Origin of the sequence: Leeuwenhoekiella sp. CH_XMU1409-2 (assembly GCF_037029365.1) — a bacterium.
Taxonomy (GTDB): Bacteria; Bacteroidota; Bacteroidia; order Flavobacteriales; family Flavobacteriaceae; genus Leeuwenhoekiella; species Leeuwenhoekiella blandensis.
Map to the genome: position 1 here is coordinate 257,796 of NZ_JAYMEI010000006.1, position 12,534 is coordinate 270,329.

10 protein-coding genes are annotated in these 12,534 nt (G+C 38.9%); 4 read left to right on the forward strand and 6 right to left on the reverse strand.

The genetic code is table 11. The annotated features are described in order from the left end of the window. The first annotated feature begins 71 nt into the window (after window positions 1-71). Genes WA338_RS08970 through WA338_RS08985 form a run of 4 tightly spaced genes read left to right on the forward strand, consistent with a single transcriptional unit; the run spans window position 72 to window position 3,503 of the window. On the forward strand, window positions 72-722 hold the full coding sequence (locus tag WA338_RS08970) for a DUF4159 domain-containing protein (protein WP_272985039.1): 651 nt from the start codon (window positions 72-74) through the stop codon (window positions 720-722). Further along, a complete protein-coding gene (locus WA338_RS08975) occupies window positions 712-1,233 on the forward strand; it encodes a TrmH family RNA methyltransferase (protein WP_336093097.1) in 522 nt (173 codons plus the stop codon). Before WA338_RS08970 ends, WA338_RS08975 begins: the two co-directional genes overlap by 11 nt. Next, window positions 1,223-2,326, forward strand: a complete 1,104-nt coding sequence (locus WA338_RS08980; protein ID WP_336093099.1) for an AI-2E family transporter — start codon at window positions 1,223-1,225, stop codon at window positions 2,324-2,326. The genes WA338_RS08975 and WA338_RS08980 overlap by 11 nt, the downstream gene beginning before the upstream one ends. Then, complete coding sequence (locus WA338_RS08985) at window positions 2,316-3,503, forward strand: class I SAM-dependent methyltransferase (protein ID WP_336093100.1); 1,188 nt, start codon at window positions 2,316-2,318, stop codon at window positions 3,501-3,503. The genes WA338_RS08980 and WA338_RS08985 overlap by 11 nt, the downstream gene beginning before the upstream one ends. Here WA338_RS08985 and WA338_RS08990 read toward each other — a convergent pair. The 6 genes from WA338_RS08990 to WA338_RS09015 all read right to left on the reverse strand — a co-directional run bounded on the left by WA338_RS08990 (window position 3,500) and on the right by WA338_RS09015 (window position 12,213). Continuing rightward, on the reverse strand, window positions 3,500-4,066 hold the full coding sequence (locus tag WA338_RS08990) for a biliverdin-producing heme oxygenase (RefSeq protein ID WP_336093102.1): 567 nt from the start codon (window positions 4,064-4,066) through the stop codon (window positions 3,500-3,502). The genes WA338_RS08985 and WA338_RS08990 overlap by 4 nt on opposite strands. Further along, window positions 4,014-4,610 carry a response regulator gene (locus WA338_RS08995; RefSeq protein WP_336093103.1) on the reverse strand — a complete coding sequence of 199 codons (597 nt, stop codon included), beginning with the start codon at window positions 4,608-4,610 and terminating at the stop codon, window positions 4,014-4,016. Before WA338_RS08995 ends, WA338_RS08990 begins: the two co-directional genes overlap by 53 nt. 1 nt (window position 4,611) lies before the next feature. Then, window positions 4,612-5,022, reverse strand: a complete 411-nt coding sequence (locus WA338_RS09000; protein WP_272985048.1) for a response regulator — start codon at window positions 5,020-5,022, stop codon at window positions 4,612-4,614. Window positions 5,023-5,032: 10 nt separating this feature from the next. After that, entirely contained in the window at window positions 5,033-7,246 is a 2,214-nt protein-coding gene (locus WA338_RS09005) for an ATP-binding protein (protein ID WP_336093104.1), read from the reverse strand. Window positions 7,247-7,249: 3 nt separating this feature from the next. Next, on the reverse strand, window positions 7,250-10,876 hold the full coding sequence (locus tag WA338_RS09010; RefSeq protein WP_336093105.1) for a chemotaxis protein CheB: 3,627 nt from the start codon (window positions 10,874-10,876) through the stop codon (window positions 7,250-7,252). Window positions 10,877-11,136: 260 nt separating this feature from the next. Then, window positions 11,137-12,213 carry a 3-oxoacyl-ACP synthase III family protein gene (locus tag WA338_RS09015; RefSeq protein WP_272985052.1) on the reverse strand — a complete coding sequence of 359 codons (1,077 nt, stop codon included), beginning with the start codon at window positions 12,211-12,213 and terminating at the stop codon, window positions 11,137-11,139. Between the last annotated feature and the right edge of the window lie 321 nt (window positions 12,214-12,534).

A 12,534-nucleotide genomic window follows, 5' to 3' on the forward strand; every position in this document is an offset into this window, starting at 1 on the left:
TGTTTTAAATTAATAGGGTGTTGCCTAGAAAATAAGTAATTTCGTTCTTCAATTTAAAAAACTATACTAAAGTGGTTAAGTTTTGGTTTGCTTCTTTATTAACATTGGTGTTCACAGCGACTTCGCTTAATGCACAGCAAATCGCCGTTTTGCAATATGAAGGCGGTGGCGATTGGTATGCAAACCCAACATCGTTACCCAACCTGGTGCAATTTTGTAATGCCAATATACAAACCGCTATCCAACCCAAAGTCGCCAATGTTACCAGTAAAGACCCTGCAATTATGCAGTATCCCTTTGTACATATGACCGGCCACGGAAATGTGTTTTTTTCTGATGAAGCGCTTCAGAATATGCGCAACTACTTAAACAGTGGTGGTTTTTTACATATTGATGATAATTATGGTATTGATCAATATTTACGTCCGCAATTAAAAAAGTTATTTCCTGAAGAAGAACTCATAGAGCTTCCTGCAGATCATCCTGTTTTTTCAACAGCATTTACCTTCAAAGAAGGACTACCTAAGATACACGAGCACGATGGCAAAAGACCGCAAGCATTTGGCTTGTTTCGCGAAGGACGCCTGGTTATTCTTTACACCTTAGAAAGCGATTTGGGTGATGGCTGGGAAAGCGCAGCCGTACACAACGATCCGCCAGAGGTGCGACAACGCGCCTTACAAATGGGAGCCAATATCATAAAATATGCCTTTGAAAACTGAACAGCTCATTCACGAGAATACTCCTTTTAAAAAGGAAACCTTTCCTTTTGTTTTAGTTTGTGACGGAATAAATAGTCCGGCCAATGCCGGTAGCCTTTTTCGCTTGGCAGATGCTTTGGGAATCGCCCATATTTACTTTTGCAACACTACTATTCAATTTGATAGTACGCGGCTTAAACGCACTGCGCGCTCCAGTGAAAAGCTGGTTCCCTACTCGCCAGATGCAGATGTTATTACAACTCTTCAAGGGCTTAAAGATGAAGGTTACCATCTTATAGGACTCGAGCTCACTACAACCAGTAAACCGCTTGCTTCCTTGAATGAATGCGCATTTAAAAAAATAGCATTAGTTTTAGGCCATGAACGCTACGGAATTTGTAAAGATGTTTTGAATATCTTAGATCATATTACGTACATTCCGATGCACGGAAAAAACAGCAGCATGAACGTTAGTCAGGCCGCAGCAATAGCTGCTTACCAACTCATCAACAACCCCAATAATGGAAAATAAGTCTAAGGTTATTGCCTACGGAATTCTCAGAGCATTGGGAATTTTGGGTGGAATTGTATTTGTGATTTGGTTTTTATACCAAATACAAGCGGTGCTTATTTTTATCTGTATAGCAGCAGTCATTTCTTTGATAGGTCGTCCCGTGGTGAACTTTTTAAAGCACCAGTGTAAATTTGGTGCTGTTGCGGCGGCAATCACCACATTACTTATGGTGATCTGTGTGATCTCAGGTATTTTAGCCTTATTCATTCCCATTTTGATCGATCAAAGCGAACACATAAGCAAGATCAATTTTGAAGAAGTAAAACACAACATCAACCGGCTTAACGTTGAATTCAGCCGTGCGATGGGGGTTGATCAAGTAACCTTAATTGAAGGTTTAAAGCAGTCAGACTTTATCAAAAACTTTGATATTTCGGTAATTCCTACCTTCATCAACAGTATTTTGGGGAACTTTAGTTCGCTGATTGTCGGCTTATTATCGGTAGTTTTCATTTCCTTTTTCCTTTTAAAAGACAGTCATTTACTCTTAGATAGTTTTCTGGTGTTTGCCAACACAGGAGAAGAACGCCGGTTTCGCAGGGTTTTTCACAAAACCAAACAATTGCTTTCACGCTACTTTTTGGGGATCTTACTTCAACTTATGATTCTGTTTACCATTTATGCTATTTTACTGGTAAGCTTTCAAATACCTAATGCTTTTGCCATAGCACTCTTTTGCGCGATGCTTAATGTTGTTCCGTATATTGGTCCGGTTGTGGGTGGCGTGGTTATGATGCTACTCGTGATAAGTGGGAATTTTACAGCAGACTTTCAAGAGGTTATTTTACCTAAAATGATCTACGTGTTCATTGGGTATTGCATCGCACAATTGATCGATAATTTTATCAATCAGCCGCTTATTTTTGGAAGTAGCGTAAAATCGCACCCGCTAGAGATTTTCCTAGTGATCGTAATTGCAGGACTGATTTTCGGAATATTCGGTATGGTGGTCGCCATTCCTGCGTACACTGCGATCAAAGTAATTGCCAAGGAGTTCCTTTCGGAATATAAAATTGTTCAAAAGCTTACAAAAAACCTGTATGACTCTTAATAAAAGCCTTTTAAAACAAGAGGTTATAACCTACACAAGAGCGCATTACAAGGCAGATGTTTCCAAAATACTATTGAGTAAGTCTCCCTTTGAAGACGTAAGCGCTCCAGAACTAGCGCAACAAATCATTGGCTTACAAAAGGCAGAACGCAAACTTCCATCTTGGTTTCAAAAGCCAGAAATTTTATATCCTCCCAAACTTAACCTGGAACAAACTTCATCAGAAGAGACTGCACGTTATAAAGCATCCTTGTTTTCCGGCTCAAGTGCTATTGACCTCACGGGCGGTTTAGGAATCGATACCTATTTTCTAAGCACTGTTTTTGACGAGGTCATACATTGCGAAATGAATGCCGAATTGAGCGAACTCGCACAACACAATTTTGAAGTTCTAGGTGCTAAGAACATCAAAACCATCAATCAAAATAGCATAGACTTCATCAAGAATACTGTCGGCAATTTTGATTTGATCTATTGCGATCCTTCCCGAAGAAATGAGGTTAAGGGAAAAGTTTTTATGCTGAAGGATTGCGAACCCAATATTCCTGAGCATCTTGATTTCCTATTAGATCAAGCCATGTTTCTTGTGATTAAAACCAGTCCGTTATTAGATATTGCTGCAGGTTTACGCGAACTGAAAAATGTAATTCAAATTCACTGCGTAGCGGTAAAAAACGAAGTTAAAGAATTGCTTTGGGTGCTTTCTAATGAAACACAACCGGATATTGAATTGATCGCTGTAAACTTAACTAGTGCGTTTGATCTTCCGGTTTCAATTGAAGGCTTCGATTTGCAAACCGCCGAAGCGACCTACGACTCACCTTCAAACTATTTATACGAACCCAACGCGGCACTGCTAAAACTAGGTTGCTTTAACTGGATCTCATCACATTATAAGCTTGATAAACTAGCACCCAACACCCATTTGTATACTTCAACTGAAAGAATCGAATTTCCGGGCAGGTGTTTTAAAATCAATGCGGTTCATCCGTATTCAAAAAAGAATATTGCTAAATTCTTAAAAGGGAAAAAAGCCAACATCACCACACGGAATTTTAAAGAATCAGTTGCTAGTTTACGAGCCAAATTCAAAGTAAAAAGCGGCGGTGATTTATACCTCTTCTTTACAACGCTTGAAGATAGCACCACTGTTATGCTGGAGTGTGAAAAAATCTAAGCGTAGCTGTACGAATCTTTAAAAATGTTGAAGGCTGTATGTGCACCGTCTACAGCTTGCTGTTGCTCTTCTTTGGTATAGGTCTGTGATTCAACCGCTTGAGTAAAAGCTTTCCAACGCTGCATTACTTCAGGTGCTGATTTCCCAAAGAAATGATGCTGTTCAATGTCTTCTAAATGCGTACAGGCTTCGAGATTCTTCCTAATGAGCAAACCGCCCATCATTGAACCTTCAACTACATAAATCAATCCCAAAAGGAACGCAGCAGAATAGGAATCTTTTACTGGATCAACTTGTGGAATTTCAGCATTAAGTCTTTTTAGATCTTCAGCTAATGCACTGCTTTTAGCTTTATCTGCAAAAGGCTTTAATTCCGTAGTTAAAATAGATGCATTTGAGGCCAACAACGCATCGATTCTTGCGTAAGCCAGGTAATTTTGTTGAAGCAGCCTTTTATAGGTTTCTCGATCAATACTATGATCTAAAATGTATTTAGCAAGATTATCTTCTTCAGTCTTCTTGTGTAGGGTCTCGGTCTGCTTCTTTAAGTGTTTTAAAATCATATCCTGATTTAAGGCGTTTAAGGTCTTCTTGAATTTTGAGCATTCCCTCGCGATGAGACATATTTTCTCTGGAAAAATTCTCTAGAAATACTTCAATGTCTCGTACCAGTTTTTTACTCTCTACGATTTTCTTACGCACCGGATGCATCATCGGACCATTTTTTGAAATCGCATTCAAATACGGCTCCAAACGCTGATGTAATTTGCTTATGTTTTTCTTCAGCATATAACCCGAAGCACCATTCAAAATAGTGTCTGCCGCGAGTTCCTCGTCGTTGATCGTTCCTGTAATGAACAAAAAGGTTACTGAAGGTGTCAAGCGTTGCGCTACCTCCAAAATCTCGAGCCCTGAACTTGTAGGTAAATTATAATCTGAAATGATCAAATCTGGCGGATTCTTAATAAGATTCAACCTGAAGTCTGTAACATTATTACATACGGTCAACTCGGCATTTTCGGCAACTTTAGAGATCTCCCGCCTGATCAGGGTAACATCGGCCGGGTTATCTTCAACCATTAATATTTTTAATTCTTCTTTGATCATCTTATTTGTTATAAACAATCCAATAATTAATTAAAGCAGGTAATGCTTTGGACAATTCGGGGTACGTGCGGGGTTTCTCCATAAAACTGTTAGCCCCTAATTCGTAGGCTTTTTCTATCTCATCTTTTCTATCAGAAGAACTCATCATCACAACCGGTATAGCTTGAAATTCTTCTTTTTTTCTAAATCTTTTTAATATCTCTAGTCCGCTTAATTTTGGGACTTTTATATCTAACAAAATCAATTTGGGAAGGTGACTCCTAAAGGTTTCAGACTCTACATAAGCCATCGCCTCCTGGCCGTCTGTGATATGTTTAATGGCAAATTCAGGAATACTTTTTTTAAAGATCCTGTTCATCAAGACAATATCGGTGTTATTATCTTCTATTGATAAAATGTAATCACTGTTCACAGCTCTCGATTTAAGATTCCAAATTAAACAAAAAAGTGCTTCCTACTCCTACTTCACTTTTTACTTTAATGCTCCCGTTATGCTTCTTCACAATACGCTTGGCAATAGTTAATCCAATTCCCGAACCTTCATAGGCATCACTCACGAGACGATTGAATAATTTGAAAATGCGTTTTTCGTGTATTTGGTCAAAACCAATCCCGTTATCTTTTACAAAATAATAGCCTTTACCGTCTTCTTGCATATACCCGATTTCGACCGATGGATTTTCAGCATCTTGGGTATATTTCAAAGCGTTAGTAAGCAAGTTTTGAACGACCTGTGCAACCATTTTTTGATCTCCATAGGCCTTAGGCATTTCTTCCTGAACCTTGATCTTGATCGCCGGATACTCTTGTTTAACCGCGAGCAGTTTAAGCACGTCGTCTACCACCTTATTCATAGAAAATGAATCTTTATGCATCGCGGCCTGAGAAACCAGAGAAAATGCCAGAATATCATCTATGAGTCGGTTCATTTGCGTAGCAGAATCGATAATAGTTTCTATGGAAGACTGACCGAACTCATCGAGCTTATCGAAATAATCTTCCTTGATGATTTGCGCAAAACCATCAACTCCGCGCAACGGCGCTCGCAAATCGTGCGCAACACTATAACTGAAGGTTTCCAGATCTTCATAGGCCACTTTAAGCAGGTTATGAAGCTCCTTTATTTCATCATACTTCTCGAGAATGATCTCTGATATATCTTGCTTTAGCGCTTCTGCAGCGGTAATCTCATATTCTTGCCAGGGTGCCGATTTACCTTCCTGCTGCACAGACCAAGCTTCAAAAGATTTTCTAGGCGTAAGTCGCTCGTCTTTATTTACCAAAACCTTTTTATCGGGGTTTCCCGCCCAGGTTACCGTTTTTACCTTTTCCGGTTTGAACCAGAGTAAAGCATCCTTTTTGGTATTTGACAAGAACAAGCATAAAACTCCGGAAGCTTTTTCCTGCAAAGCGGTCATTTCTGGCAATTCTTCAATTAGTTGCGTGGTCACAAAATCATCTGTAGCACGCTCTTGTAATGCTACGATAAGCGCCTTAATATCTTTCTTTTTTGGGGTTGCACCTACACGTTTAAGTTTCCCATCAATGAACACTGCAGCTCCGGCTGCTTCTGTAAGCGAAAGCATCGTTGCCTCACCTTGCGTCAATCCCTTGTGTATATCCCAGTCTTTGGTAATTTTCTCAATAAGCTTGCTGCGTAAGTTAGCGGCTTTGTTGATCTTTTTAAGCCAAGTATTCGACTCCATCAACACCAACTGACTTGAAAAAACTTGTGTAATGAATTTACAGGATTGGCGCTGGTAATAATTTACAAACTTGGGACTGTAGTGATGACAGGCGATCAAACCCCACAACGTCCCTTTAGAAATAATCGCAGCCGTGAGCGAAGCCCCAACCTTCATATTTTCTAAATATTCAATATGAATTGGTGAAGAAGCTCTGGTCTCACTTATCGATAAATCGATAGGATTGTCTTGTTCTTTTCCTCCAAAGGCCTGTATCGCCACCGGTTCGCTTTTCACATCGGCAATGATGCGCACGCCTTGTCTTAAAAATAATTTGCGCGCCTGCTGCGGAATGTCAGATGCGGGATACCTTAATCCTAACCATTCTTCCAGATTAGACGCTCGTGCTTCTGAAACCACGATCCCATCCCAGTTTTCATCAAAACGATAGATCATCACCCGATCATAACCAAAAAACTCTTTGATCAAGGTTGCGGTTACATCACACATCTCCTGCTCATCAGTAGCAGCATTAAGCTGAGCTACAATTTCTGAAAGTTGATTTTGGTAATTATATGGATCTCCGGAATCTTGCAGTGGCTCAAACTCTAAAACCAAATTCCCCTCATTAATATGAGAAAGCAAAACATATACCTCATCCTTCAGTTTTAGCTGAATGGGTATAGATTTTTTTCCTGAAGTGGCTTTTAAAACTTCTTGATTGATCGTCTCAGAAAGCAAGTCTTTCAACGAACTTCCGAGTATATCTTCAGCAGATTTATCAAAAAGTGCTGAGATATTATCACTGCAATAGGTAATGATATGACTTGAAGCATCACAGGCTACTAAAAAACCGTGATGCTGTATTTTACCAAGAATATGTATAGGTTCTTTATCGCAATTTGTAAGAGATACTTCTTTTGGATATAAGGACTTAGGGCCTTGCGTCATGAATTAGCGTTTAATTTTAAAATAGAACGTACTCCCTTGGCCAAACTCAGAGTCTACCCAAATTTTCCCTTCGTGTAGTTTCACGATCTTTTTACAATGCGCCAGTCCAACCCCGGTACCTTCATATTTCTCTTCGGTAGGAACGCGACCAAAAATCTTGAAGATCGCCTCTAGATCATCTTCTTTGATCCCGATCCCGTTGTCTGCAATTGCAAATGTTTGATACTCTTCATCAGCAAATGTTGAAATTCGAATACTAGGATTGGTATCTTTCTTTCGATATTTTAAAGCATTACTGATCAAATTCTGAAACAACAAACGCAATTCGGTCTCATAGGCCATCAATTGTGGCATTTTGCTTACCGTAACAGTTGCATTAGCCTCACGAATGCTTCGGTTTAAATCATATTTTACCACCTCGAGCAACTCTCCTACATCAACTTTGGTTTTCTTAAGGTCTTCACCTATTCGACTATGTTCTAACAGTGCTTTAATCTGCTCTGCCATTCGCCCGGAAGCTTCGTGAATATAACCTAGATATTCTTTACCTTTTTCACTCAATTCACTACTGAATTTCTTCGAAAGAAAATCACTACTGAATCTAATCGTCGAAAGCGGTTCTTGAAGGTCATGCGAACAAATCGAAACAAATTGTTCTAGATCTGTATTGATGCGTTCTAGGTCTTCTTTTTGCTTTTGTAACTCTTGTTGCGCATTTTTAAGATCGGTGATCTCCATCAGCGTGCAGCGCCATTGGGTGGTATCTTTCGCAGAAGTTGTGGTCATCAACTCTGCATTAAACAATACATCTACTTTATCTCCATCAACACATTCCAACATCAATTCTTCATTGGCGATACTACCCGATTTTTCGAGTTCGTCTAACAAAGCAATTGCTTTAACCTTCGTACGCTTCGGATAAAACTCAAAGATAGATTTACCAATAATTTCATTTTTCTCTTTGAAGCCCAAAGTCTCTACGAAAAGCTTATTGCACTCAGAGATCAGACCAGTATGCGAATTGATCGTAACGTGCATTACTGGATCATCCTCATAAAAAGCTTTGAATTTCTCTTCACTTCTACGCAGGCGCTCTTGCGATTGCTCTACTTTATGAATATCAATAAATGTGATCACCACACCATCTATCGTATCTTGTGAAGTATGAAAGGGCGAGATGCGCTGCAAGAAATAGCGCCCTGATTTACTTTTAATGCGTTTTTCAAAAACCTGCCCGGTTTCCATCACAGTTCTTGAATTGTCTACAATTGTTTTGCGTTTACGAATACCAAAATTCGCCACAAAATTCTCAATTGATCTCCCAATATCTTGCTTTACCAGGTGAAAATGCTCTCGAATCGCAGGCGTGAATTTTCTAATGATCAAGTTGCGGTCTAAGAAAACCGTCCCTATACGAGTGCTGTCAAGCAAGTTATCCATATCTGCATTGAGCATTGCAAGATCTTCCATCTTTTCGATATGCTCTGCATTTACGGTATGCAACTCCTCATTTACACTTTGCAACTCTTCATTGGTACTTTGCAACTCTTCGTTTGAGGCAAGTAATTCTTCATTAGAAGCCTGTAATTCTTCATTACTGGTTTCTGCCTCTTCAAGGGCATTGCTCAGTTCGTACTGCGTTTCTTTAAGCTCTTCTTCAAGATCTTTAATACGCTCCTGAGAGGATTTATGTATATCTGCACGCTCTACAATAAGCGCTCTGTTATCTTCTTTATTTTGCTCAATGAGCGTTACAATAAAATGGAAATCCCCTTCGGTAGTACCATTTTTAATGGGTTTAATCAAAACATCAAGTCGCGACTGCAACTCTTCTGCATCGTTAAAAACCTCAACATCTTTATACAGAATTTGACTGCGTTTGCGTCTGGCTTTATTAACGGTATTTTTAATGGGGCCTACCAACTCTTTAGGAAGCATTTCCATAAGATTTGTGGTGAAACCTTCTTCTGGCAACTGAGCATACTTTTTAAAGGCACCCATCGCCTCTAAAATTTGAAAATCTTCATCAATATAAACGCTTGCTGCGCCATATTGCTGAATTATTGCTTTACTTATTTCTTCTTTAAGTCGGCTGGTATTACTGTAATTTTGCACGGCTCCTTTCTTGGCGCTATTGGCGCTTCTTTTAAATGTTTGACGCTCTGCGGTTGAATTTAAAATTTCGGTTTTCAAGCGGTCTGAGCTTTCTATATTTCGGTAAATATTCCATTTGCGATTGACCTCTTCAAAATTATCTTTATGCACTCCTAAAGATTCACTAGAGCCCAAGGTTAAGATTCCGTCTTGCTTCAGCGCATAATGAAGTAAATGAATTACCTTAGATTGTACATCGTTTTGAAGATAGATCAATAGATTACGACACATCACCATATCCATATTTTTGAACGGTGGATCGTTAGTAATGTCGTGATTTGAAAAAATGATGCACTTGCGCAAATTATCTTTAACGATAAAATTCTCTGACTGCTTTCTAAAATATTTACGCAAACGCTCAGAAGACAGGTCGCTCAAAACATTTTCAGAATAGGTACCTCTTCCTGCAATATCCAAGTGATCTTGTGAAATATCTGTTGCAAAGATCTTAAGTGAAATGTCTTTTTTCTGCTTTTCTATTTCATCTAAAAATAAAATCCCCAGCGAATAAGGCTCTTCACCTGTGCTGCAACCTACATCCCAAATTTTAATGATATCGCCATCCTCTTTTGAAGCGATAATTTCTGAAATGACCTCACTTTGCAAAAGTTCCCAAACTTTAAAATCCCTAAAAAATTTGGTTACCCCAATTAAAAACTCCTTATAAAGAATTTGAACCTCCTCTTTGTGTGCTTTTAAATACTCATAATACCCTTCAAGCGAGTCCAATTTTAAAACACGTACTCTCCTACCAATGCGTCTCAACAACGTTGGACGCTTGTATAAACTGAAATCAAGCGCCGTATTTGTTTTTAAAACCGTTAAAATGTCTTTTAACAATTGCTCATCATACTGATATAATTCGGCATCAAAACCTATACTGCTCTGCGCTTCAAAATAATTAGACAATTCATCGCTTATACGCTCTACAGGAACAATATAGTCTGCCAGTCCCGTTTTTATGGCATTACGCGGCATCCCGTCAAACTTCGCCTGATCGGGCTGCTGTACCATAACCACGCCTCCTTTTTCTTTTATTGCACGAATACCTCTCGATCCATCGCTACCCGTACCGCTTAGAATAATGCCTGCGCAATGTTCTTTACCGTGATTAGCAAGGGACTCAAAAAACAAATCTATGGGGAGGTTAAGCGTTTTATCCTTAGGCTTCTCAAGAAGTTTAAACTTACCGTCTTCGATCACCAAATTGTTTGTAGGTGGAATGAGGTAAATACAATTTGCTTTGATCTCTCCTCCATTTTCAATTACCTCGATAGGGATTTTGGTGTTTTTCCTAAGAAGCTCAGCCATAAGGCTTTTATGATCAGGAGAAAGATGTTGAACTACGATATAACTATACAAAGACGCCGTAGGAACATTATCAAAAAAATCGTTAAGAGCTTGAAGACCACCGGCACTTGCTCCGATTCCTACAATGACATGAGTGGCTTTGTTTGTCTTTGAGTTTGTAGTCACACAGTTAAATTAAGGGTTAGTAGATTGTCAATATATTATTCAAAATAATACACATTTGCTGACATTCTCAAAAATAAAGTTTTTACCCCAATTATCACAACCAATTGTTAATGTTTAAGATTTTATTAAGAAGATTATTATTAAAAATAATACCATGTATTAATACTTTCAAAATAAAAAACCTTAAAAAACTCTTTTAGAGCCTTTTAAGGTTATCATTATTTTTTTAAAACGAAAGTAAAAACGCCAGCTAAAAGTGTTTAGAACTGGTAAACCGCAGCATTGATGTTCATTCCCGCTCCTACCGAAGCAAAAATTACCAGATCACCTTCTTCGATTTTATGGTCGGCTACCTTATTCTTCAAAATTAGGTCTAACAAGGTAGGAACTGTAGCTACCGATGAATTTCCTAGCCACGAAATGATCATAGGCATAACATCATCAGGTGCTTCTTCATAACCATACAACTTGTACAAGCGGTCTACGATGGCGTCATCCATCTTACCATTAGCCTGATGAATCAAAATCTTTTTTACATCGCTTATGTCAACTCCCGCTTTATCAATGCAAGCCTTAATAGAAAGCGGTACTGTTTCTAGCGCATATTGGTATAGCCTGCGCCCATTCATTTTGAGATAAAGATCTTTTTTATTCTCTTCAGTGATGTTATACGAGCAACCCATCGTGAGCATTTCTGCATAGCGATAGGTATCTGAACGCGTTTTATGAGCTAGAATTCCGGTTCTGGTATCTTGCTCCCTACTTTCTAAAATTGTCGCTCCGGCTCCATCTGCATAGATCATACTATCACGGTCGTGTATATCAATAACCCGAGAAAGCGTTTCTGTACCAATTACAAGGATCTTTTTGGCATCTCCAGATTTGATATAATAATCAGCCTGAATCATCCCTTGTAACCATCCCGGACATCCGAAGGGTACGTCGTAGGCGACACACTCCGGATTCTTAATTTTCAGTTTGTGTTTTACACGCGCGGCAAGTGCAGGTACCATATCACTTCGGTTTGAGCCATGCTTTACATCTCCAAAGTTATGCGCGACAATAATATAGTCTAAAGTCTCCGCATCTAATTGCGCATCTGCGATAGCTTCTTTAGCCGCAAAATAAGCGATATCTGAAGCTACCAAATCATCAGCGACATAACGACGCTCTTCGATCGTGGTAATTTCTTGAAACTTATCAACCACATATTGGTTGTCTTTAGAGATGGGGTTACCACTTGATTCATAAAACTCAAAGTCTAAGAAATCGCTGTTGCTCACCTTTTTCTTGGGTAAATAAATTCCTGTTCCTGTAATTACACTGTATGTTGTCATAGTTCGCGTTGCAGTTGGGGTTTGCTGTATATTTTTGATTTTCTAAATCGTTCTTTCTATCCTAATGCGGGTAAAATACAATCTTATTTCGTAATTCAAAGCTTTTTATAATATGTTATTACAAAAGTCAATATATCCTCATTCACTTTAAAATACTGAAAACCAAATCGATGAACCTCACTTCAACCGTACTTAAACAGGCCAAAGCTCTAACACTGATGCTCTTAGTAAACTACCTCAGGGAAAGCCTGTCTGTATTCTAAGGTTTGTGCAAATTTTTATGCTGCAAATTTAAAGGTTTCCACATATGGTGTTTGCCTT